General features: G+C 46.1%; 23 protein-coding genes. 9 read left to right on the top strand and 14 right to left on the bottom strand.

All coding sequences use genetic code 11. The features are described from left to right. Window positions 1-687: 687 nt before the first annotated feature. The 3 genes from perR to AA84_RS0110175 all read right to left on the bottom strand — a co-directional run bounded on the left by perR (window position 688) and on the right by AA84_RS0110175 (window position 2925). On the bottom strand, window positions 688-1173 hold the full coding sequence (gene perR, locus AA84_RS17620; RefSeq protein ID WP_037563428.1) for a peroxide-responsive transcriptional repressor PerR: 486 nt from the start codon (window positions 1171-1173) through the stop codon (window positions 688-690). A gap of 261 nt (window positions 1174-1434) precedes the next feature. Further along, window positions 1435-1902 (bottom strand): thioredoxin-dependent thiol peroxidase, encoded by a 468-nt coding sequence (gene bcp / locus AA84_RS0110180; RefSeq protein ID WP_028977115.1) that lies wholly within the window; start codon window positions 1900-1902, stop codon window positions 1435-1437. A gap of 21 nt (window positions 1903-1923) precedes the next feature. Beyond that, window positions 1924-2925 carry a zinc-binding dehydrogenase gene (locus tag AA84_RS0110175; RefSeq protein WP_028977114.1) on the bottom strand — a complete coding sequence of 334 codons (1002 nt, stop codon included), beginning with the start codon at window positions 2923-2925 and terminating at the stop codon, window positions 1924-1926. Between the two features lie 137 nt (window positions 2926-3062). Between AA84_RS0110175 and AA84_RS0110170 the strand changes: the two genes are divergently transcribed. The 8 genes from AA84_RS0110170 to AA84_RS0110135 all read left to right on the top strand — a co-directional run bounded on the left by AA84_RS0110170 (window position 3063) and on the right by AA84_RS0110135 (window position 9982). Next, on the top strand, window positions 3063-3707 hold the full coding sequence (locus tag AA84_RS0110170) for an NUDIX hydrolase (RefSeq protein ID WP_223362287.1): 645 nt from the start codon (window positions 3063-3065) through the stop codon (window positions 3705-3707). 96 nt (window positions 3708-3803) lie between these two features. Beyond that, window positions 3804-5102, top strand: coding sequence for a glutamate-1-semialdehyde 2,1-aminomutase (locus AA84_RS0110165; RefSeq protein WP_028977112.1), 1299 nt, complete (start codon window positions 3804-3806; stop codon window positions 5100-5102). Window positions 5103-5191: 89 nt separating this feature from the next. Further along, window positions 5192-6256 carry an FUSC family protein gene (locus AA84_RS0110160; protein ID WP_010026075.1) on the top strand — a complete coding sequence of 355 codons (1065 nt, stop codon included), beginning with the start codon at window positions 5192-5194 and terminating at the stop codon, window positions 6254-6256. A 216-nt stretch (window positions 6257-6472) separates the two neighbouring features. Beyond that, window positions 6473-6826, top strand: a complete 354-nt coding sequence (locus AA84_RS0110155) for a lmo0954 family membrane protein (protein WP_010026076.1) — start codon at window positions 6473-6475, stop codon at window positions 6824-6826. A gap of 14 nt (window positions 6827-6840) precedes the next feature. Then, complete coding sequence (locus AA84_RS0110150; RefSeq protein ID WP_010026077.1) at window positions 6841-7479, top strand: PspA/IM30 family protein; 639 nt, start codon at window positions 6841-6843, stop codon at window positions 7477-7479. 109 nt (window positions 7480-7588) lie between these two features. Next, the gene (gene liaF, locus AA84_RS0110145) at window positions 7589-8317 is read left to right on the top strand and encodes a cell wall-active antibiotics response protein LiaF (RefSeq protein ID WP_028977111.1); all 729 of its coding nucleotides are present in this window, start codon (window positions 7589-7591) and stop codon (window positions 8315-8317) included. Beyond that, a complete protein-coding gene (locus tag AA84_RS0110140) occupies window positions 8314-9357 on the top strand; it encodes a sensor histidine kinase (protein ID WP_028977110.1) in 1044 nt (347 codons plus the stop codon). Before liaF ends, AA84_RS0110140 begins: the two co-directional genes overlap by 4 nt. After that, window positions 9350-9982, top strand: a complete 633-nt coding sequence (locus AA84_RS0110135) for a response regulator transcription factor (RefSeq protein ID WP_010026081.1) — start codon at window positions 9350-9352, stop codon at window positions 9980-9982. The genes AA84_RS0110140 and AA84_RS0110135 overlap by 8 nt, the downstream gene beginning before the upstream one ends. Before the next feature lie 81 nt (window positions 9983-10063). Here the strand turns inward: AA84_RS0110135 and AA84_RS0110130 are convergent, their stop codons facing one another. From AA84_RS0110130 to mutY, 7 genes are all read right to left on the bottom strand, one after another. Further along, on the bottom strand, window positions 10064-11665 hold the full coding sequence (locus tag AA84_RS0110130) for an ABC transporter substrate-binding protein (RefSeq protein WP_028977109.1): 1602 nt from the start codon (window positions 11663-11665) through the stop codon (window positions 10064-10066). 102 nt (window positions 11666-11767) lie between these two features. After that, entirely contained in the window at window positions 11768-12667 is a 900-nt protein-coding gene (locus AA84_RS0110125) for an ABC transporter permease (protein WP_028977108.1), read from the bottom strand. A gap of 56 nt (window positions 12668-12723) precedes the next feature. Beyond that, window positions 12724-13728 (bottom strand): ABC transporter permease, encoded by a 1005-nt coding sequence (locus AA84_RS0110120; RefSeq protein WP_028977107.1) that lies wholly within the window; start codon window positions 13726-13728, stop codon window positions 12724-12726. Between the two features lie 63 nt (window positions 13729-13791). Beyond that, window positions 13792-14760 carry an ABC transporter ATP-binding protein gene (locus AA84_RS0110115; RefSeq protein ID WP_028977106.1) on the bottom strand — a complete coding sequence of 323 codons (969 nt, stop codon included), beginning with the start codon at window positions 14758-14760 and terminating at the stop codon, window positions 13792-13794. After that, on the bottom strand, window positions 14757-15749 hold the full coding sequence (locus AA84_RS0110110; RefSeq protein WP_028977105.1) for an ABC transporter ATP-binding protein: 993 nt from the start codon (window positions 15747-15749) through the stop codon (window positions 14757-14759). Before AA84_RS0110110 ends, AA84_RS0110115 begins: the two co-directional genes overlap by 4 nt. A gap of 185 nt (window positions 15750-15934) precedes the next feature. Beyond that, a complete protein-coding gene (locus AA84_RS0110105; protein ID WP_028977104.1) occupies window positions 15935-16090 on the bottom strand; it encodes a gamma-type small acid-soluble spore protein in 156 nt (51 codons plus the stop codon). Window positions 16091-16135: 45 nt separating this feature from the next. Next, on the bottom strand, window positions 16136-17215 hold the full coding sequence (gene mutY / locus AA84_RS0110100) for an A/G-specific adenine glycosylase (protein ID WP_051577934.1): 1080 nt from the start codon (window positions 17213-17215) through the stop codon (window positions 16136-16138). A 154-nt stretch (window positions 17216-17369) separates the two neighbouring features. Between mutY and AA84_RS0110095 the strand changes: the two genes are divergently transcribed. Continuing rightward, window positions 17370-18359, top strand: a complete 990-nt coding sequence (locus tag AA84_RS0110095) for a metal-dependent hydrolase (protein WP_028977102.1) — start codon at window positions 17370-17372, stop codon at window positions 18357-18359. 62 nt (window positions 18360-18421) lie between these two features. Here the strand turns inward: AA84_RS0110095 and AA84_RS0110090 are convergent, their stop codons facing one another. The 4 genes from AA84_RS0110090 to AA84_RS0110075 all read right to left on the bottom strand — a co-directional run bounded on the left by AA84_RS0110090 (window position 18422) and on the right by AA84_RS0110075 (window position 21896). After that, window positions 18422-19234 carry a RecX family transcriptional regulator gene (locus AA84_RS0110090; protein WP_028977101.1) on the bottom strand — a complete coding sequence of 271 codons (813 nt, stop codon included), beginning with the start codon at window positions 19232-19234 and terminating at the stop codon, window positions 18422-18424. A 765-nt stretch (window positions 19235-19999) separates the two neighbouring features. Continuing rightward, window positions 20000-20779 carry a delta-lactam-biosynthetic de-N-acetylase gene (gene pdaA / locus AA84_RS0110085; protein ID WP_028977100.1) on the bottom strand — a complete coding sequence of 260 codons (780 nt, stop codon included), beginning with the start codon at window positions 20777-20779 and terminating at the stop codon, window positions 20000-20002. A 54-nt stretch (window positions 20780-20833) separates the two neighbouring features. Continuing rightward, window positions 20834-21037, bottom strand: a complete 204-nt coding sequence (locus tag AA84_RS0110080; protein ID WP_028977099.1) for an SE1561 family protein — start codon at window positions 21035-21037, stop codon at window positions 20834-20836. Window positions 21038-21116: 79 nt separating this feature from the next. Beyond that, window positions 21117-21896, bottom strand: coding sequence for a YfkD famly protein (locus AA84_RS0110075; RefSeq protein ID WP_028977098.1), 780 nt, complete (start codon window positions 21894-21896; stop codon window positions 21117-21119). Between the last annotated feature and the right edge of the window lie 198 nt (window positions 21897-22094).

Genomic DNA, 22094 nt, shown 5'->3' with positions numbered 1-22094 from the left:
ATTATGATCCATAGCAAATTGAATTGATTATGGGGTTTAAAAACCCTTTATTCACGCTTGGCTTTTGTTTAGTTTTCAAGGAACATTCCAAACAGCAACTCAATTATCATACCATCTTCCAAAGTTCTTTGTCAAGAACTTCTTTTCGATGAATCAGCATTTTTGTTGCCGACTTTACAATTGAGATTATCAAAACGACAAGAAATATGTTACCATATCGGATGATAGTGTGTCAACTTTTTTTATTCTCAATTGAAACACATGTACAAGATCCGACATGTTCAGACAAGATGTTGTAAAAGACAACGTCAATAAATTTAGCACGGATTATGAAAACCGTCAAGAGCAAATTTGTGAACAGTCAAAAAAAGCCAATGCCAAGGAAGCGGAGCGACTGAGATAGGATTGCCGATCCCCTTATCCCCTCGCCTGATTCTCCGCAATGCAAAGCATAAGTCCTCTTGCACTATCCCTCTCGTATAAGCGCCACAGCAGTCTTTCTTGATACAAGACAAAGAAGCAAATACAAGAAAAACTCACCCGTTCTATAATGAACAATCAGTAGAGCATACCTTCTCATATGCGCTGCAAATAAACAAACCCATTGTAGAGGGAGGGTTTGGACATATAAAAATGCCGCGCTCAAGACGCGGCATGACTTCATAGACGAGTTATCGCTTTTCCAGTTCAGGTTGCAGCTTCGTGCTCTGGCGATGAAAGATCGCTTGCCTTTTGCTTGGCTTGGCATTCCGGACAGACCCCGTAAATTTCCAATCGATGATGATCGACTTTAAAGCCGGTCACTTGCGCCGCTAAAGATTCAACTTCGTCTAATGCGGGATAGAAGAAATCAACAATTTTGCCGCATTCGCTGCAAATGACATGATAATGGCGATGGGTCGAAAAATCAAAACGGCTCGATGCATCACCAAAGGTCAATTCTTTTACTAATCCGGTTTTTTTAAATACACGCAGGTTGTTATAGACGGTCGCAACACTCATATTTGGGAATTTATGTTCAAGCGCTTTATAAATTTCATCCGCAGTCGGGTGTGTATCGGAAATAACGAGATACTCCAGAATCGCATGACGCTGCGGAGTAATCCGAACTCCGGAGCTTTTCAATAACTCAATTGCGTGTTCAACAGTTACTTGTTTATCGCTCACCGTCATGCACCTCACTTTCAAAGATGTGATTATCAAAACCAATTCTCAAATTACAATCGTTATAATTATATCTTCAGTGTACATGGTTGATGCTCGTCCTGTCAACGTTAAGCGCTTTTTCCTAATTTTTTCATATAACCTGTACGTTTAGTTTGCCTTGGTTGAAAGAAAACATACTGGGGCACACCATAATGAAAAGATCAGAACGACACATGCGTTCTGATCTTTTGTCATTTATTAGCGTTTTTTGAGAATCAGCTATCTCATTTACACGAGATTCTGTTTGACGAACTGAAATACATCGTCAACATGTCCGGCAACTTTTACTTTCGGCCATACTTTGCGAATCGTTCCTTCCCGATCCATAACAAACGTTGAACGCACGATCCCCATCGACTTCTTTCCAAACATGTTCTTTAACTGCCAGCTGCCGTAGGTTTCAGCAACTTCATGATTCGGATCGGACAAAAGCGTAAACGGAAGCTCATGCTTGACGGCAAACTTCTGGTGCCGTTCTATCGGATCCGTGCTGATGCCCAACACGACCGTGTTCACCTCTTCAAAACGGCTGTTCTGATCACGGAAGTCGCAAGCTTCTGTCGTACATCCCGGAGTCATGTCTTTCGGATAAAAGTACAGAACAACATTTTTTCCTCTATAGTCTGACAGCGTGATTGGTTTACCGTTAGTTTCTTGCAGTGTAAAATCCGGTGCTTTCGTACCCGTCTCCAGCATATCGCTTATTCTCCTTTGTCATCATGAATTGATTTTAATTGCAACTTTGCCAAATTGCGCCGATTGTTTCAGATAACTCAGCGCTTCGCCGGTCTGTTCCAGATCATAGGATCGATCGACAATTGGTTTGATCTTATGCTCGCAGAACAAATCAAGCATTTCATGAAATTCTTCAATACTCCCCATTGTCGAGCCATGCAGATTCCATTGATTATAGAAAAAGCTGCGCAGATCAAGCACAATCTCATCACCTGCCGATGCGCCAAATGAAACCACCGTACCGCCTTTTTTAAGCATGCCAAGCGAACGGTTAAAGGTTGCCGCACCGATGCTTTCAATCACGAGATCCACCTTTTCTCCATTCAATGCTGCCGCCCAATCTTGGTCATTATCCAGCAACAGATCTGCACCCATTTTCCCTGCTTTCTTCAATTTCTCAGTACTACGTGAGGAGACGACTGCCGTTGCGCCTACCGCCTTTGCCATTTGCAGCATATACGTCGCAACCCCACTCCCGATCCCCGGAATGAAGACGGTTTGTCCACCTTTTAATCCGCCTCGAGTAAACAACGCCCGATAGCCGGTCAGCGCGGAAAGCGGGAGCACACCGGCCTGTTCCCAAGACAAATAGTCCGGTTTGGCAGCGACCTGAACCTCTGGAAGGACGATTTCTTCAGCAAACGTGCCATGGTCCGGCAATCCGAGAATTTCAAAGTCTTTCGGCGGTGCAGGCGTGTTCTTCAGCCAACCCAAGCTTGGGATAATCAGCACCTCATCGCCGACGCGCACATTCTGAACATCGGCGCCAACCTCTGAGACAACCCCCGCTCCGTCCGAACCAATGACCAGTGCCGGATCGTTTGACTGATGCCGCGTTAACACGAACAGGTCGCGATGATTCAGTCCGACAGCCTTCAATTTCACCTTTACTTCACCGGATTTAGGCGCCGGCGGATTGGAAAAGCTCGGCGCGAAGCATGCGCCATCCATCCCCGCAGTACCTTCATGAATAAATGCCCTCACTTCATCACCCGTTCCTATTATTCATTCTACTCATCATAATAACCCGTGCGGCTGCACTTGTGAACTAAAGCGGCTTCCGCTCGGCAGCAATCAGGCAGCAGGCGACGAAAAATGATAAACTAGAGAGGTAAAAACGATTGATCACGGGTGATCTTATGGATATAAAAAGTATTACACGACGAATTGAAAATGATGGCAGTATCATTGGCGAGGATACGGCAAAAAAATCTGCGCTGTTCCTTCCGCTTATTTATAAAAACAACACATGGTCGCTTTTGCTTGAAATTAGGGCAGCCGAATTGAAGCGCCAGCCGGGTGATATCTGTTTTCCCGGCGGACGAAGCGAAAAAATCGATGGATCGATGCGGGAAACTGCGGTGCGAGAAACCATCGAAGAACTGGGCATTCGCAAGGAGGCGATCCAGGTCATTGGCCAGATGGGCACATGCATCGCAACCTCCGAGTTGTTCCTCTATCCCTTTGTCGGCGTCATCGAGTCGGATGAACCGCTTAAACCAAATCCTGATGAGGTACAGGAAGTCTTTACGATCCCGCTCCCTTGGCTGATGAAGCAGATTCCTGAAAAGCATTCGCTCAACTTTACGGTTGATAAACATTCCGAATTTCCCTTCGAACGGATTGTAGCGGGTAAGCGCTATCCGTTTCGCAACCTTCAGATCAGCGAACCTTTTTATGAATATAAAGGGAAAACAATATGGGGACTGACCGCCCGTATTCTTGAACATTTTGTGTTTTTGATGAACCACCGCATGTTTGACTAGCTTTCGACGCGCTTTGCTTGTCATTTTCTGCCTGTTATTGGATACTTATGGGGAGCAAAAAAGAACCTAGAACAGGTTAAGGAGAGATTAATCGCAATGAATACGCAAACTTCTGAAAAACTCTATGCAGAAGCTCTCGAAAATATTGTCGGAGGCGTCAACAGCCCTTCCCGTGCCTACGCTGCAGTCGGCGGCGGCGCTCCAGTTTTCATGAAAAAAGGCAAAGGCGCCTACTTCTGGGATGAAGACGGCAACCGTTACATAGATTATCTGGCGGCGTATGGACCGATTATTACCGGATTCGCGCATCCGCATATTACAGAAGCGATCAAGAAGCAGGCCGAACGCGGTGTACTCTACGGAACGCCGACACGACTGGAAACCGAACTGGCCGTAATGTTGAAGAAAGGAATTCCTTCCCTCGATGAAGTGCGTTTTACCAACTCCGGTACAGAGGCCGTTATGTCGACCGTACGGGTTGCTCGAGCCTTTACCGGCAGAAAAATCATCTTGAAATTTGCCGGTAGCTACCATGGCCACTTTGACCTCGTACTCGTCGCCGCAGGTTCCGGTCCGTCAACGCTTGGCTCTCCGGATTCAGCCGGCGTCACCGAAAGCACCGCGCAAGAAGTGCTCACGGTACCGTTCAATAATGTGGACACACTACAGCATGCGTTTGAAAAATGGGGATCACAAATTGCAGCCGTACTCGTTGAACCGATCGTCGGAAACTTCGGTATGGTACGTCCGCAACCCGGATTCCTTGAAGCGGTGAATGAGATTGCCCACCAAGCAGGCGCACTCGTCATTTATGATGAGGTGATTACCAACTTCCGTTTCATGTACGGCGGTGCCCAGAACTATTTGGGCGTCACTCCGGATCTCACAGCAATGGGCAAGATCATCGGTGGCGGACTTCCGATCGGCGCTTACGGCGGCAAACGTGATATCATGGATCAAGTTGCCCCGAACGGACCGGCCTATCAGGCTGGGACAATGGCCGGCAACCCGCTGTCGATGGCTAGCGGAATTGCTTGTCTTGAAGTATTGCAAACACCGGGTATTTACGAAGAAATGGATCGCCTTGGCAAAAAGCTTGAAGAAGGTATGCTGGCAGTTAATGAAGAAAAATACCATTTTCCTGTTGTGATCAACCGGATCGGCGGAGCGATGACCTTGTATTTTTCAAACCATCCGATCACAAACTATGAGGAAGCGAAAGATACCGACAGCGAACTGTTCGGGCGTTTCTTCAAATTAATGCTCGAAAGAGGCGTCAATCTTGCCCCTTCAAAATATGAGGCATGGTTCCTGACAACCGAGCATACGGAAAAAGACATTGACGACACTTTGGCAGCTGCAGACGATGCGTTTGCGAAGCTTGCAAAAGGGTAATGTCTTCCTTCGAACGAAGAGCGGTCGATCCGCTCTTTTTTTTATCGCTCTTTTTTTGGTAAAATCAAATGAAAAGGAGGCCGACCGTTATGCACTTAGGCGCACGCAGCTTGAAAACCGGTGTTGCCGTGACGCTTGCCTTGATGACTGCAATGGCATTAGGCATGACGTCGCCAATCATGGCCGGCGTTGCTGCGGCAATGACCACGCGGCCTTCGGTTCAGCGTTCCATCCACGCGATGATCCAAAACATCTATGGGAATCTGATTGGTGCACTGATTGCCGTTGCCGCCGTCATTTTCTTCGGTGATACACCGATCGTCGTTGGTCTGAGCGTTGTGTTTGTGATCGCGCTGCATCTTAAATTTAATTTGCATCACACACTGACTCTGACCATGGTCACCGTGATCTTCATTATGTCGAGCGGTATGAGCGACAATGTTGCCTTCCTTTATGAAGGGATCCGCCGTTTTTCCATGATCTGTATTGGCGTCATCTCAGCAACTTTAGTCAATTTGCTGATTTTCCCGCCTCATTATGAAAATACGCTCTACACTCAGATTCTAACGCAAACGACGCAGCTGATTAAATGGACACGTCTGCTGAGCGGCGGAACTTCGGATAATCGAAAAATCAAACAGGAAATGGCTGAGCTCGACAGCAGGAAGCTCAAAATCGAAAACTATTACCATTGGTATAAAGAAGAGCGTGCCTTTCGCAAGCGGATCAAATCGGTTAAATTGCGGCGAACGGTCATTTTCCGTGAAATGATTCATGTGACGCAGTTGCTGCACCATCTATTGAACGAATTGGATCGCAATGAGAATGCCTTCCGCCTGCTTCCAGATGGTTTCCGTGAATCGCTCCGCATCCAGCTCAGCGGCTTAATGACCTACCACGAGCGCGTGCTGCTGAAATTTGATGGAAAAATTCGTCGCAAGCGTCATGAAGAGCAAGCGCGGAAAGACTATAAGCAAAGCGCAACGCTTGCCCGTTTGTTCTTCTCTCATCTTTCTACCGAAAAAACGGATGAATGGCTGGATCTGCTTCCGCTCATTTCAACCATCATTGATTACAATCAGCATATCGAACATCTTGATCGCTTAGTTACCAGCTACCAAGCGTTCCACCAAAAAGCAAATCAAATGAACTAATCAGGCAATCAGAAGGCTGGCTCGTGGTCCTACATCAATCCCATACCCTGAAAGGGCGTCTCAAAAGTCGATCGCTGACTTTTGAGACGCCCTCTTTATTTGATCCGATGCTTGCTGCCGCTAAGTCCAAAGACTTATCATAAGATACTGCTACGGCTCATTATCCTCGCCGCATCTTTTTTCTATGATTAAGTCATGGAAAGGAGGATCACATACATGAAAAAAATTGCCTTGTACTTGCTCGGAGCGGTCAGCCTGATCATCCTGCTTACACAAGTGGGACCGCTGATCGGATTAATCATCAGCTTGGCGGTGCTCTACTTCGCCTTCAAGAAGTTTACCCGAACAGATTCAACCGGAGTGAAGCTCTTTTGGGGCATCATCGGCATCATCGCCCTTTGTTTCTCACTCGGCAATGTTCCGGCACTAATCGGTGTGGCTGCGCTTGCCGGAATTTACGTCGCTTATAAAGCACTAAAGAACGATAAAACAGCCGATCCACAACCTAAAGATCCCTTTGACAACTTTGAAAAAGAATGGAAAGAATTTGCAAACAAATCATCCATATAAAGGAGCAACTGACAATGAGTAATCTCTTTACCCGATTAAAGGACTCAATTTCTGCAGATCTTAATGATATGCTCGATCAAAAAGAACAAAAAAACCCGATTGCGATGCTCAATCAACATTTGCGCAGCTGTGAAAAAGAAGTTAAACGCGTGCGTGAATTAATTGATCGCCAATATCTGCTCAAAGATCAGTTCATCAAAGCGTACCATGAAGCTTCAGAAATGGCAGCGAGACGTCAGCACCAGGCGGAAATCGCCGCGCGCGCATCGGAGAACGAGCTGCAGGAATTCGCTGAGAAAGAACATGACGATTACAGGCAGAAGGCCGAACGTCTTAAGAATGCCTATGATACAACAGTGAAGCAATTAGATCAGCTCGAGCAAAAGTATGCGACCATGAAACGTAAATTGAAGGACATGCATTTAAAACGGATGGAACTGATGAGTCGCGAAAACATTGCAAACATCAACAATCGGATGAATACGGTCGTCCATCCAGAGCGTGCATTCGGGCAATCCTTTTCTAAATTCGAGGAAAGCGAACTGTATCTGGAGCGGCTGGAACAGAGAGTCACGAGCAACTACCACCATAATACAATCGATGCGCGTATCCGAGAAATCGAACGCGAACTTGAGCAAAATAAAGCAAATTAATCCGTCTTAACGCGCTCGCTTGACCCACATAAGGATGTTAAAATGAAAAAAGGCGGAGAACGCCTTTTTTCACACTACATATACAGAGCAGAAAGGCAGATGATGCACCATGTTCGAGCAACTGAAAAAAGATCGATACAGCTGGTTCATGATGATCTGCCTGCTTCTCATAATCGTTCAAACACTCTTTGAAGGCTGGGAATTTCTTTTCCCTACCCTTTTATTCGGGGCCATAATCTACTATGGGCGCAACCATCGCCGAACCCAAAAGGGAAAAATCCTCTTCTGGGTCGGCTTGATTGGGCTTGGGTTTACACTCTTGAACCTGCTCGTCTTTAAGCTCTTCATCATTGCGCTTTTCATTTGCTATCTGATCGATTTCATCCAAAAAAAGAAGCATCCGACACGGATCATACCGGACATGGAACATCCTGGAAACGGCTCGGAGCACGTTTCCGTTCGCATGCCGCTGCTGCGCAATAAATGGTTCGGCAGTCAAGAAACACCGGATCATGATTTCGAATGGCAGGACATCAATATTCAGACCGGTGCCGGGGATACGATCATTGATCTTAGCCGCACCATTCTGCCGAAGAAGGAATCGGTGATCTTTATCCGCCATCTTGCCGGTAGAGTGCGCATTCTCGTGCCCTATGGCGTTGAAACTGCACTTCACTATTCCGTGGTGCTTGGCAAGGTCGATTTCTTCGATCATCACGAAGTTCAGCTGATTCATGATACACGGATTCTTCAGACTGAGGGTTATGAGCAAGCAGAGCAAAAGGTAAAAATTATGATTTCTGCATTTGCCGGCAGTCTGGAGGTGCAGCGCGTATGAACGTGGTTCAACGCCAGATCGTCACCGGAACCTGCTTCGCATTTGTCTGCCTGATCTTGTTTGGCGCTTTGTTCCTGTTTGCTTTTCCGCTTCCGAACTGGTCGCTGTTATGGAGCCGGCAAATCTGGCATCTTCCGTTTCTCTTTATCGTACCGATCCTTTCATTATTTGTCGGCGGAATTGCCGGGCTGCTTTCAGGGATGTATTGGCGCCGCCAGCTGGCGATGATCCGTGACGCGATGGATCAGCTAAGTCAAGGAAGCCATGCGGCTGCGTCCTTTTCTGCGCGTTCAGCCGAGATCGAGCCGGTCATGAACCGCGTGAAGCAGCTAAGCACGAAAATGAGCGCGCTCACAAAAGCAGCGCAACAAACCGTAAGCGACAAGGCAGAGATTGAAGAAAAAGCAATCCAAAAGATTGTTTCAGAGGAACGTAATCGGCTTGCCCGCGAGCTTCACGATTCAGTCAGCCAGCAACTGTTCGCTGCCTCAATGCTCATGTCAACCATTAATGAACTGCGCCCCAACACCGATGATCCGGAAGGAAAACAATTAAAACTTGTGGAGCAGACCATACACCAATCACAGCTGGAAATGCGGGCGCTCTTCCTTCATTTACGGCCGGTACAGCTGCACGGCAAAGCGCTCAAGCAAGGGATGGAAGAACTGCTGCTTGAATTGAAACAAAAGGTACCGATGACCATTAACGCCAGTATCGAACCGGTCTCGCTAAAGCGCGGGATTGAAGATCAGCTCTTCCGCATTCTCCAGGAAACGGTGTCCAACACGCTTCGCCATGCCAAAGCGCACAGCCTCGATGTTCTGCTGATTAAGCGTGAAGGGTTTGTCATCCTCCGCGTGACCGATGACGGCATCGGATTCGATGCAAAGAAAACAAAACCAGGCTCCTATGGGCTGCAGAACATAAACGAACGTTCCGCACAGATCGGGGCGCAAATTAAACTCGTGAGCGTTCCGGATAAAGGCACTAGTCTGGAAATTAAAGTGCCGCTCCTTGAAAGGGATGAAAACAATGATTAATGTTGTCTTTGTTGATGATCACGAAATGGTACGTATCGGTGTCTCCGCATACCTGAGCGCGCAAGCGGATATTAATGTCGTCGGCGAGGCGGACAACGGCCGCGACGCAATTGATCTGGTCCTGAAACTGAGACCGGATATCGTCTTGATGGATCTGGTCATGGAAGAGGTCGATGGAATTGAAGCAACGAAACGAATTATCGACCAATGGCCGCAAGCCAAAATCATCATTGTCACTAGTTTTCTTGATGATGACAAAGTATATCCGGCTATTGAAGCCGGTGCAACCAGCTATTTGCTGAAAACCTCAAAAGCAAGCGACATTGCAAAAGCAATTCGTTCGACTTACAACGGTCAATCCGTCCTCGAGCCGGAAGTCACAGAAAAAGTTATGGCGCGCATGAAGCACAGATCGGATAAAGCGCTGCATGACGATCTGACCAATCGAGAAATGGAAGTGCTGCTGCTGATGGCACGCGGCAAAAGCAATCAAGAAATTGCTGATGAGCTGTTCATTGCTTTAAAAACGGTAAAAGTTCACGTCAGCAATATTCTGAGCAAACTTGAGGTCCAAGACCGCACGCAAGCGGTCATCTATGCATTTCAGCATAAACTGACGCAATAACCGGCGATGTTTCCCGGTGATGACCAAAACAAAACCCGCAGCCGTGTTTAACGACTGCGGGTTTTGTTTCGTTATCGAAAATTATTTTACGGTTACATCACTTAGTGGTTCTGTCCCTGTTGGGCTTGGAGCGAATCCGGAGATCGTGCTCTTACCAACTAGTGCTGCTTTTGCATATTCAAGAGGTACCCAAGGGGCATCTTCATGAATAATCTCTTGTGCTTTGACATACAGCGCCGCACGTTTTGCATTATCCGTTTCAGATTGTGCTTGAGTAAAAATCTTGTGCAATTCATCATTCTTGTAGAACGATAAGTTGTTCGTACCAACGCTGTCTTTATCAAGCAGCGTATAGAGGAAGTTGTCCGGGTCACCATTGTCGCCGATCCAGCCCATCAAGTACATTGGCGCGCCGCCTTTTTGCAGCTTTTCAATGTAAGAAGACCACTCAACGTTTTCGATTTTGACTTTCACGCCGATTTTACCAAAAGTTGCTTGAATGGCTTCAGCTGTTTTCGCAGGCTGCGGCATGTAGTCACGCGGGTTGGACATCGTATACAACGTTGTCGTGAACCCATTTGGATAACCAGCTTCAGCCAGCAATTTCTTCGCTGCCTTCAGGTCATATGGATAATCCTTAAGATCCTTAGCAAATCCAAGAAGTACTGGAGGCATTGGGTTCTTTGCCGGTTCAGCTTGTCCATTGTAGAACGCTTTGTTCAGCGCTTCCTTGTCAACCGCCATGTTCAGTGCCTGACGAACCTTCTTGTTGTCAAATGGCTTCTTCGTTACGTTAAAGCCGAGATAAGCAACGTTCATCGGCGGACGATAGTAAACATGGAAATCCTTGTTGCCTTTAATGCCATCGATATCACTTGGGTTCAAGCCGTCCATAAGATCAATTTCGCCATTCTTCAATGCGTTCAAACGCGCGCTGTTATCCGGAATGACTTTGAAAATAATTGAATCAAGTTTTGGAAGACCTTTTTGCCAGTAGTTTTTGTTCTTTGTCAACGTAATTGTGTTGTTTTTCTTCCAGCTCTTAAATACATAAGGACCGGTACCTACGCCGGCAGATTGACCATATTTGTCACCATATTTTTTAATGGCTTTCGGACTTGAAATGGCGAATGGAGACATTGCCAAGTTTTGCAGGAATGGTGCAGAAGGTCTCTTCAAAGTAAAGACAACCGTCGTGGCATTCTGTGCCTTAACACGATCAATAATCAGGCTATTGTCGCCCTTATAGCCGCCGAACATGGACGGGAAATAAGCGAATTTTCCAGATGCCTTGCCGTTCATCCAACGATCGAAGTTGTAAACAACTGCGTCGGCGTTGAATGCACTGCCGTCGGAGAATTTAACGCCCTTGCGGAGCGTGAACGTATACGTTTTGCCGTCATCACTAATCTTCCAGCTTTCAGCAAGACCTGGCTTGATCTTTGTCGACTGATTCTTATAATCATAAGAAACGAGCGTTTCAAAGATATTCTGCGAGATACGGAATGATTCGCCGTCTGTAACCACAGCCGGGTCAAGCGATGTTGTGTCTGCACCGCGGCCAAAGACAAGCGTCTTGTTTGCGTCTGAATTGCTTGAAGAGCCGCTGCTGCCGCAACCGGTCAGCACAAGCGCAAGTGATAGAATGAGTGCAAACGCTGCGCTGTAATACTTCTTTTTCATGTGAATCCCCCTAATCTATATTTCTAAAACAAATCTTAAATATTGTATAGCTAATCTGATAATTTCACAAGAAAACAATAGAAATACTCAGAATTTGTTCACTTAGTTTTTCATCCGCGGATCGAGTGCATCGCGCAGCCCATCGCCAATCAGGTTGAACCCGACGACGACAAGGACAATGGCAAGTCCCGGAAACAGTACGGTCCATGGCGCGTTCTGAATATACTCCCTTGAATCGGACAGCATCTTGCCCCATTCCGGAAGCGGCGCCTCAGCGCCCATTCCCAGAAAACCTAAACCAGCGGCATCGAGAATGGCAGTCGCAATGTTCAATGTTCCTTGTACAATAATCGGTGCAATACTGTTCGGAAGAATATGATGGAAAATGATGCGCATGTCGCCCATACCGATCGAGCGCGCAGCAACAACATATTCTTCCTCTTTTACCGTCAGCACGCGCGAACGAACAAGACGGCCAAACACCGGTACGTTGACAATTGCAATCGCAACCAATGCATTATTAAGCGACGGCCCGAGAATGGCAACAATCGCAATCGAAAGCAGGATACTTGGGAAAGCAAGCAAAATATCAAACAGACGCGAAATGACAACGTCCAGTACTTTTCCAAAATAGCCGGCCAGAATACCAAGCAAGGTTCCGACAACAATCGATCCGATCACCGCGAGAAAGCCAACACGCAGCGAAAGCCGAGCACCAAATAAGATACGACTGAAAATATCGCGGCCGAAATCATCCGTGCCAAACCAATGTGCTGCTGATGGCGCCTGCAGTTTATTGGTTATATTTTGATCATTGATCCCTTGAGGCGCAATAAAGTTGGCAAAAATGGCGAGAAGGATAAAGACAAGGATAATGCCTGTCCCAAACAAAGCCGGTTTGTTCTTGCGATAGGATTTCCAAAATTCACTGATTGCGTTCACAAATGGGCTTCTTTCTTTCGCGGCACGCGTTTCAGCATGTACTTGAGCAGTTTGCGGCATTCTTGACACCTCCTTTTCTCAATTAGTGTTAGAAGATTTGTTTCGATCAATTTGGCTTATTTGTACTTGATACGCGGATCAATGAGTCCATAAAGCAAATCGACAATGAAATTGACCATGACAAAAATGAAGGCAATAATCAAAATTCCGGATTGGATCACCGGATAATCGCGGTACTGGATGGCGTTGTAGATGTACAAACCGACACCCGGCCAGCCAAAGATCGTTTCCGTCAAAATAGCACCGCCGAGCAGCAGTCCAGTCTGAAGTCCGATAACCGTTAAAATCGGGATAAACGCATTTTTCAACGCGTATTTGTACACGATCCAAACCATCCGCTGTCCTTTTGCCTTGGCGGTACGAATATAGTCGGATTTCAGTACTTCAAGCATACTGGAGCGTGTCATTCGCGCGATGATTGCCGTTGGAATGGTTGCCAAGGCAATGGAGGGCAAAATCATATGACGAATGACCATCCAGAACTGGTCCAGACGTCCTTGCAAAAGTGTATCAATCAAATAAAGATTCGTAATAGGATCGACACCGTTACGGATATCATCGCGGCCGATTGACGGCAGCCATCCCAATTTGATTGAGAATCCCCATTGTTCAAGCAGCCCGAGCCAGAACACCGGCATCGACACACCGATAAGCGCAAGGATCATCGCCGTATAGTCGAACACCGAGTTTTGTTTCCATGCACTGATAATACCAGCATTGATCCCAACAACAATCGCAATGATCATTGCGACAAACGACAGCTCAATCGTTGCAGCCAAATGCGGCCAAATCTCGCTTGCAATCGGCGCATGAGTCTGAATCGACGTTCCCAAATCTCCAGTCAATATATCTTTCAAATAGGAAAAATATTGAACATACCAAGGATTATCCAGTCCCAATGACTGATTCAACTGTCGAACAGCTTCCGGTGATGCTTTTGTGCCGAGAATGGTCAGTGCCGGATTTCCCGGAATCGCATGAATGATTGCAAAGACAATCAGCGTCATGCCAAGCAGAACCGGAATCAGCATCAGTATGCGTTTCACGGAATAATAGAACATATGTATTCACCTCTCTTTGAGCACCGGCAGCTGGTGCTGCTTGCGAAATTGCTGCTGCCTGGCTTAATCGTATAAGTGGCAGGAAACCAGCCTGCCGTCTTCAAGCTTTTTCAAATGCGGCCGTTCTTTAGAACAGATATCCATTGCAAACGGGCAGCGGTCATGAAAACTGCAGCCTGCCGGTGGATGTGCAGGACTTGGGACATCGCCTTGCAGTATCATTCGCTCCGTTTGTACATTCGGATTCGGCACGGGAACAGAAGAGAGCAGCGCTTTTGTATACGGATGTTTCGGATCATCGTACAGCCGCTCACTCTCTGAGAGTTCAACCAGTTTGCCGAGATACATCACACCAACCCGGTCGCTGATATGACGGACAACACTTAAATCATGGGCAATAAAAATATAAGTGAGGTTGAATTTTTCCTGCAGATCTTTAAGCAGGTTCAACACTTGAGACTGTACCGAAACATCGAGCGCAGAAACCGGTTCATCGGCAATGATCACCTTAGGACGCACGGCGAGGGCGCGCGCAATGCCTATCCGCTGGCGCTGTCCGCCACTGAACTGATGCGGATAGCGTTTTGCATGGTAACTGCTCAGTCCGACAAGTTCCAGCAATTCTTCAACACGCGCTTTACGTTCCTTTCGATCGCCGATGTTATGCACAATCATTGGTTCTTCAATGATATGTTCAACCGTATGCCGGGGATTTAGAGAAGCAAACGGATCCTGAAAAATCATCTGAATGTCTTTGCGCGCTTTTCGCATCTCTTTTTTTGAGAGATTCATAAGGTTTCGGTTTTGAAACACGATTTTTCCCTCTGTTGGCTCAATCAAGCGCATGATCATCCGACCGGTCGTCGACTTCCCGCATCCTGATTCGCCGACAATCCCTAGCGTTTCGCCTTCGCGAACCGAAAAACTCACGCCGTCGACAGCACGAACGGTTTCGGATACTCGTCCAAATTTCCCGCCTTTAATTGGATAATATTTTTTGAGATTCTCAACGTGTAACAGCGATTCAATCATGTGCGGACTTCCTTTCTGCCTTGCTCCTGATGAAGAAAGCAACGCGATTTATGCTCGCCTCCGGATAATTCCGGGGTGTTCACCCGACATTTATCCATGACAAATTCACAGCGCGGCGCAAACAGACAGCCTTTCGTAATCGATCCGGGCTTTGGCACACTGCCTTTTATTGTGTAGAGACGTTCTTTTTTTCCGTGCAAATCCGGAATTGATTGAATCAATCCCTCCGTGTACGGATGCTTTGGATGGTTGAATATATCCTTAACCGGTCCTTCTTCAACAATTTTGCCCGCATACATCACGACGACTCGCTGACACATTTGCGCAACAACGCCTAAATCATGGGTGATCATAATAATCGCCGTGTTGGTTTCCTTATTCAGCTTGATCATCAAGTCAAGAATTTGCGCCTGAATCGTCACATCCAACGCCGTTGTCGGTTCATCGGCGATCAGAACCTTTGGATTACAGGACATGGCGATCGCGATCATCACACGCTGACGCATCCCGCCGGAAAGTTCATGAGGATATTCTTTAAGCAATTCCTTTGCTCTAGGCAGACCGACACGCTTTAACAGTTCTACCGAACGATTCTCAATCTCTTTTTTTGGTAAACGCTGATTGTGTAGTTTTATGGCTTCCTCGAGTTGTTCGCCAATTGTAAAAACAGGATTAAGCGAGGTCATCGGTTCTTGAAAGATCATCGCAATCTCGTTTCCACGCAGTTTTCTCATTTTCGATTCTTTCGCATGACTGATGTCTTCACCTTGATAATAGATATGTCCTCCGACAATCTTTCCCGGAGGTGAGGGCAGCAGTCCCATGATAGAAAGCGAGGTCACACTTTTTCCGCAGCCGGACTCGCCGACGATGCCAAGAATTTCTCCTTCTTTTACTTCGAAGTCAATTCCACCGACCGCGGGAACCTCGCCATCATCAGTAAAAAAAGACGTCTTCAATCCTTCAACCTTCAATACTGGGTCACTCATTTTTAACAATTCACCTCCTCGTACTTGGCTATTATATCATCTTGTTCCATTCATGTAATATTTTTTAACAAGAAAGCTCACAAGAATAACGGAGAACACTAAAATTATTTTCTTTAAAAAAAGCCTTGTTCCATTTTTTGGAACAAGGCTTTTTTTGTCCTTATACGCATACGCACGTTTGGTGATTACTGCTTTTTTTGCTGTGACTTTTGATTTTGCTGACGAACTTGCTGAGCATCCGTTTCGCTCGCAAATTCACTGCTTGATTTGCCGTTCTTAGCCTGAGCATTTTGCTTTTTTACTTGTGCTACGTCAGTGTTTGCGTTTGTATTCTTAGCCATCGCGTATCACCTCCACCACAATACCATTGCCAATAATGGCAAAAGTTATGTATGAAGCGGTCGATTTTTTTCAATCCATCGAATAACCTTTTGATGCGATACCGGAAAAGGAAAACGCTTCAACTCATTCATTGTCGCCCAGCACTGCCTCTTCCGCAGCTTCATTTGCGACGGTGTCCGTCCGATCCGCAGCGTCAGCTTCCAAATTAAATGTGAAAAATGATGCGTATAGGAAAAAGCGGCTTCCGGCGGTTCGACGCTGCATTGAAAGCGTTCCCGACTATATGCCTGCTGCTGCTGTTCATCTTCGTATTCGTCAAGCGAAAGCATTGGAAATTGCCACATTCCGGCAAGAAGTCCACTGTCGGGCCGTTGTTCCACTAAGAAACGTCCCTGTTCATCGAGAAGAAGCAGCACCGCATAGTGAAGCATTCTTGGTTTCGCTTTGCCGCTCTTGACCGGATATTCCAGCTGCACCCCTTCTTCATAAGCGCGGCAATGGCTGCTGATTGGGCACTGCGAGCAATCGGCAATCTTCGGTCTGCAGACCATTGCACCAAGGTCCATCAAGGCTTGGTTAAAAGACGCAGGTTCTGTTTGGACAATTAAATCGCTTGCTAGCTTTTCAAATTTCTTACGTGTTTTTTGCTTCGCAATATCATCATCAATTAAAAAGATGCGCGAGAGGACGCGCATTAAATTACCATCAATCGCCGGCTCAGGTTCATGATAGGCCATGCTCATTAATGCGGATGCTGTATAAGGTCCAATCCCCGTTAAAGACAAAAGGTCCGACTTATTTTTCGGAAGTTCACTGTTGTAGGTGGCAACCATCTCACGTACACCTTTCTGAAGATTGCGGGCGCGCGAGTAATAACCAAGTCCCTCCCATGATTTGAGCACCTCTTGTTCCGGTGCATCTGCTAATGCTTCTGGTGTAGGAAATTTTTTGATGAATTGGTTATAATAAGGAATTACCGTATTCACTTGAGTTTGTTGAAGCATCACTTCGGATATCCAGATATAATAAGGATTATCTGTCTTACGCCAAGGGAGCCTACGCCCTTTACGGTGAAACCAATCCAGCAAATCGTGATTAAATTGCTGTATTTGCTGTTCCTTCATTCTTTTCAACCCTTCTCGTTCCATTTTCCCTCTGAATTGGCACAAATATCCCTTTCATTATCCTTGATTTTGTGTGACAATAAAAGTATTAACACAACTTCGTGTCATTGAAAAAAGGGATTTCTTCATTTAAGAGGGAGGACATAATTTTTTCATGGATACAGCGACTCATATTGTTATGGGGTTTGGCTTAGCGGGACTCGCAACCATGGATCCCGCCGTCGCGCAGAGTCCGCTGACTTACCAAGCGGTCATGGTCGGCGTTGTCGCAGGTTCAGTGATTCCCGACATTGACACGGCTCTGAAATTAAAAAACAATGCGGCTTACATCCGCAATCATCGCGGGATGACCCACTCGATTCCGGCAACACTGCTTTGGCCGTTGCTTCTTACGGCGATCCTCTTAGCAATGTTTCCAAGTGCAAACCCTAGCGGATTGTTGATCTGGACGTTGACGGCCGTCGCCACTCATGTCTTTGTCGATATCTTCAATGCGTATGGAACGCAAGCGGTTCGCCCGTTTACGGGAAAATGGGTTGCACTGGGGACCATCAATATCTTTGATCCGTTTATTTTTAGTATGCATCTTCTCGGATTTGCCATCTGGCAATCGCTTGGTCACGCGGGCGTCACCTTTATCGTCATCGATGCAATGCTTGTTGTGTACTATGTGCTCCGCGGCTTTTATCATCACCAAGTCATAAATGATGTGAAGCAGCAGCTGCCCGGACTAACCAAGGTTTATTTGTCCCCGACCATGCGCTGGTCTCATTATCATGTGGCAGCGGAAAGCGAAAAATACTACTATGTCGGAAAAATCAGCGGTAAACGCTTAGAGCTGATCGACCGATTTGATCGGATGCCGATTGATTTAAACAACGAAATGATTCAGGCAGCTGCACATGATAAAAATGTGCGTGCCTTCCTGTCCTTTTCGCCCATCTATCATTGGTCCATTGAGCAGCGCAACAACCACTGGGTCATTCAGTTTACGGATCTAAGGTACTATTCAAAGGGAACCTATCCGTTCACCGCGACGGTCTGGCTGGATCATCATCTAAAGGTGCAAAGTTCCTATACAGGCTGGGTATTCAGTGAACGCAAACTACGTAAGAAATTAGTGTTAGCTCAGGTCAATTCCTGATCAATTTGGAATGAAAAGGGCTTCTGAATGAATGTCAGAAGCCCTTTTTCATGTTGTTTTATTCATATATCGTTGATGCGCTCGCTTAAAAAAGCATTAATTGAATCAAGTGGAAATCCTTTTTGATACAAATAGTTTTTCACTTTTAATGTAAAATCGCGACCGGAAAACTTCTTGTACTTTTTCATCGCCTTTTCTGCTTGAGCGGTCAGCGCATTTCGTTCGTTTTCCTCTAGAAAGTCTGTGATCTCTTCAAGAACCTGATCACTGATCTCACGTGAATACCCATGCTGCATCAGCCGTCTGGCAAGAACAAGCCGTCCTTCCATCATTGATTTTTTATTTTTAACCGATGACGTTTGCTTTGCTAAATACCTGCGTGCATGTTCAAGTTGTTCCTCAACAGGAAACAGTCGATCCGCGCGCGAAGCGATCAATTGTGAAACGCCCGATTGCAGCAATTCGCGATAGATCAGCTGCGGTCCCTTGGTCGAAGTACGAATCCGCGTTCGGATAAAGGAATCCGCAAAGACTTCGTCATCCAGCAAATTCTCATGTTTCAAACGGTCGATAGCATAAGTCACTTGCTGCGTGCCAAACTCCTTTTTTTGTAAATAGCGCTTCATTTCAGACACACTGTGCATCCGATAGGAGAGATAGCGCACCCCCGCATTATAAGCCAAGATTCCCGACGCCTCATGAAGTAGTCGCTTAAGTTTTTGCGGCGACAACTCAAGTCCCTTGCGCAGTTCCTCCCGGACAAGGACGTCCTCATGAACATCCAAACTTTGCTTCTGACCGTCATCGCTTGCCAAATCCACGACAAAAAAGCCGCGTTCTTTTTCATTCGTACGTATCCTGGTGATCACCGTCATCGATCAATCCTCCAGCACTTTTATCAATATCATAGCACAAACCCATGCATGCATTGAACGCAAAGAACAGCAAGAGCAAAAAAAGCCGTTTTTTCATAAAAATTTAATGCACCAGCCTATTTTTCACCGATTCATTAAATTTATATTTCAGAATTTGCGAGATCATACGTTGTGCAAATGTCAATAACTCTGTGGATAAGTGGATAACCTCCAAAAATCCTTTATTAACGGGATGTAAAAATGTGTATTTTTTTGTTAATTAATCACGAAATCATTGTGGATTATGTGGATTAATGACGTAAATCGTCTATTTATCCCACCTTTCTATTTGTCAAATCTGTGGATAACGTTGTGGATACTGTTCTTAACTTTTTTTACAACTTTTTTTTACAAATCGACAGAAAAACCGAGCAAAAAGCGCCCGGTCCTTACCTCCGCAGGATGCGGTGGCTTTCGCATTGCATACAGGACGTACTTTCACAGGATGTGATGGCTTTCGTGTTGCATACAGGACGTATGCGCACTTAGCGAAAGTTCCTTAAAGTTCCTTAAAGTTCCTTAAAGTTCCTTTAGGAAAGTTCCTTTACAATCAGAAAGGTTCCTTTTGCTGCGGCTTTGATTCATCACTTGTGCACGGGTACGCTTTGGTTTCTCGCTTGCCGCGGACGCGCCACGAGCCTCCTCAGACAGGCAGAATCTTATACTTTTTTTGGCCTGTAAAAAAATACCTCAAATCCTTATTCGGATCGAGGTATCTAAGCAGATTCACCAAAATTTTGAGGGAAGGGCGCGTTCTGCCATCAAGTCATCCAAACTACGGAAACGGTACCCCTGCTTTTTCAAGTCATGAATAACTTTAGGAAGGGCTTCAGCATTGTCTTTGGAAACCGTATGAAGCAGAATAACGGCGCCTGGGTGCATGCGTTTCATAATGTGGTCATAGGCGTAATCAGCGCCATGTTGCTGATCACGCAGCCAGTCGCGATAGGCTGCAGACCAAAATACATTAATATACCCTTCATCATGACCAAGCTTGAGCGACCGCTCGCTGAAAGTGCCTCTTGGCGGACGCAAATAGTTCATCTCGGTTTTCCCGGTTAACTTCGTGTAGCGCGCCTTCAACTTAGCTAATTCTTTTTTGTATTTTGTATCGCTGATTTTCGCCAAATCCGGATGACTCCACGAATGGTTGCCGATGATATGTCCTTCGTTTACCATCCGTTTCACGAGCTCAGGCTGGTCGGAAATATAATGACCGGTGATAAAGAACGTTGCCGGGACATGTTCTTTTTTCAGTGTATCGAGTATGTGTGCCGTATAGCCGGCCTCATACCCATTGTCAAACGTCAAAAACAATTCCTTTTTCGATGGATCGCCTATATAGATCCCATCATATTTCTTTAATAAAGCTTCATATTCTGGTTCTGTCGTCGCTGGTTGATGATTTTTCGCAGGCTTGAAATACCAGTCCTTTGCAAACGCGCCAAATGGATCGATAACAAGCCCAAACAGAGCGACGAAGAGTACCAACGCGATTTTTTTCACACGATCACCCTCCATATCCTTAGCGTGACCGTTTTCGCGTCTTTTATGTTTTCCTTATTTTTCTGTTCGATTCTCGATCCAATCTTCACGAAAGCGGCGGATCTTCACTTCGAGATTATCCATCATCTGAAGTACACTGGCTAAGTCGCTCTCGTTGACGTTCTCCGCGTCGAACGCCTCGAAAACCTGGGTCAACAGTTTGAATCGTTTTTTTAAATAGATCACTTGATCTGCTTTCGAATGCGTCGCTCGTCCCATAGTGAGCACCTCCGTCTCCCATTCTCTTTTCACTTTAGCATAGTTTAAGAAAAAGGTTCAGACAAAGGCTTGTATCGGTTTATTGTGCGACGTAGCGCAGTGACAGATGATCGGTAATCGGCATCCAGGCTCCGATTCCTTGCTGCATGATGTTTTTAACCTCAATGTGTGCCCTGCCGCCTTTTAAAACGAGGAAAACTTCTCCATACGTAATTTTTCCGCGTTCATTAACTGCCGGCACGTAACCATAGAGGTGGCCAATTCGTTTTGACGGCACTTGATACGGACGATCAATTTTCGTTCCGGCACCGATGATCGTCGAAAAGGAAATCGGAAGATGCGTTTTTTTCATTGTTTTTGCTAAGATTAGCTGGCTGGCTTCTTCTTTCTTTGGAATATCAGAGGTCAAACCGCCATTCACCTTTGCTTGTACTTCTTGCAGATAGCCGATTTGCTGGCTGCTTTTGCTGCCGCGGGCGTCTGCCGCATTATCATTAATCTTCTTGTATTCCCAATTCACTGAGGTTTCCTTCGATGTATAGTTAAGCGGCCATTCACCAAGATAGATTCGCGCAGAATAACCAATCGACCATTTCGATGGATGAAGCGCCGATTCGTTTAGCAGTTTGATCAGAATTGGATTCTCGATCGTTTCATTTGCGGATTTGAGCAATGCCTTGGTATGGGCGCTCGGCACGAGCTCAGAAGTATCGTGAGCTGGATTCGGGTAGGTATTCTCCTTTGAAATATCGATCACCGATTCAGGCAACTTGGCAGGCAGCGTACTTTTTGCTTCAGCAGTACCCGAAAAACATAAGAGGACGGAGCAACTAAGGATTAAGGTCATGAATTTCTTCAAGGCAGAAGACTCCTTTTTTGCTTATTTTCTGCCGCGCTCCTAAAAAATATCCGCAAAATGCCTCGTCAGTTCTGATCCTGTTCCTTCATCACTTACACGCTTCTTTTTATATAAGAAAAACCGGGCAAAATACGCCCGGTCCTTTTTTGTTTAGAGATAATCTTTAATTCTGTATTCCTGGCCGTGAACCCCTTTGTA

Source organism: Sporolactobacillus terrae DSM 11697 (genome assembly GCF_000648615.1).
GTDB lineage: Bacteria > Bacillota > Bacilli > Bacillales > Sporolactobacillaceae > Sporolactobacillus > Sporolactobacillus terrae.
Note: the sequence above shows the minus strand (reverse complement) of the source record. Positions and strands in the feature narration are given on the sequence as shown.

What these genes read in the sequence shown, in the direction of transcription:
- mutY (WP_051577934.1), bottom strand. Translation starts at nt 17,215, where the DNA reads ATGAAGGAACAGCAAATACAGCAATTTAATCACGATTTGCTGGATTGG.
- AA84_RS0110135 (WP_010026081.1), top strand. Translation starts at nt 9,350, where the DNA reads ATGATTAATGTTGTCTTTGTTGATGATCACGAAATGGTACGTATCGGT.
- AA84_RS0110155 (WP_010026076.1), top strand. Translation starts at nt 6,473, where the DNA reads ATGAAAAAAATTGCCTTGTACTTGCTCGGAGCGGTCAGCCTGATCATC.
- AA84_RS0110115 (WP_028977106.1), bottom strand. Translation starts at nt 14,760, where the DNA reads ATGATTGAATCGCTGTTACACGTTGAGAATCTCAAAAAATATTATCCA.
- AA84_RS0110105 (WP_028977104.1), bottom strand. Translation starts at nt 16,090, where the DNA reads ATGGCTAAGAATACAAACGCAAACACTGACGTAGCACAAGTAAAAAAG.
- AA84_RS0110080 (WP_028977099.1), bottom strand. Translation starts at nt 21,037, where the DNA reads ATGGGACGAGCGACGCATTCGAAAGCAGATCAAGTGATCTATTTAAAA.
- AA84_RS0110125 (WP_028977108.1), bottom strand. Translation starts at nt 12,667, where the DNA reads ATGCCGCAAACTGCTCAAGTACATGCTGAAACGCGTGCCGCGAAAGAA.
- AA84_RS0110160 (WP_010026075.1), top strand. Translation starts at nt 5,192, where the DNA reads ATGCACTTAGGCGCACGCAGCTTGAAAACCGGTGTTGCCGTGACGCTT.
- AA84_RS0110095 (WP_028977102.1), top strand. Translation starts at nt 17,370, where the DNA reads ATGGATACAGCGACTCATATTGTTATGGGGTTTGGCTTAGCGGGACTC.
- bcp (WP_028977115.1), bottom strand. Translation starts at nt 1,902, where the DNA reads ATGCTGGAGACGGGTACGAAAGCACCGGATTTTACACTGCAAGAAACT.
- AA84_RS0110165 (WP_028977112.1), top strand. Translation starts at nt 3,804, where the DNA reads ATGAATACGCAAACTTCTGAAAAACTCTATGCAGAAGCTCTCGAAAAT.
- AA84_RS0110110 (WP_028977105.1), bottom strand. Translation starts at nt 15,749, where the DNA reads ATGAGTGACCCAGTATTGAAGGTTGAAGGATTGAAGACGTCTTTTTTT.
- AA84_RS0110090 (WP_028977101.1), bottom strand. Translation starts at nt 19,234, where the DNA reads ATGACGGTGATCACCAGGATACGTACGAATGAAAAAGAACGCGGCTTT.
- AA84_RS0110130 (WP_028977109.1), bottom strand. Translation starts at nt 11,665, where the DNA reads ATGAAAAAGAAGTATTACAGCGCAGCGTTTGCACTCATTCTATCACTT.
- AA84_RS0110120 (WP_028977107.1), bottom strand. Translation starts at nt 13,728, where the DNA reads ATGTTCTATTATTCCGTGAAACGCATACTGATGCTGATTCCGGTTCTG.
- liaF (WP_028977111.1), top strand. Translation starts at nt 7,589, where the DNA reads ATGTTCGAGCAACTGAAAAAAGATCGATACAGCTGGTTCATGATGATC.
- AA84_RS0110150 (WP_010026077.1), top strand. Translation starts at nt 6,841, where the DNA reads ATGAGTAATCTCTTTACCCGATTAAAGGACTCAATTTCTGCAGATCTT.
- AA84_RS0110140 (WP_028977110.1), top strand. Translation starts at nt 8,314, where the DNA reads ATGAACGTGGTTCAACGCCAGATCGTCACCGGAACCTGCTTCGCATTT.
- perR (WP_037563428.1), bottom strand. Translation starts at nt 1,173, where the DNA reads ATGACGGTGAGCGATAAACAAGTAACTGTTGAACACGCAATTGAGTTA.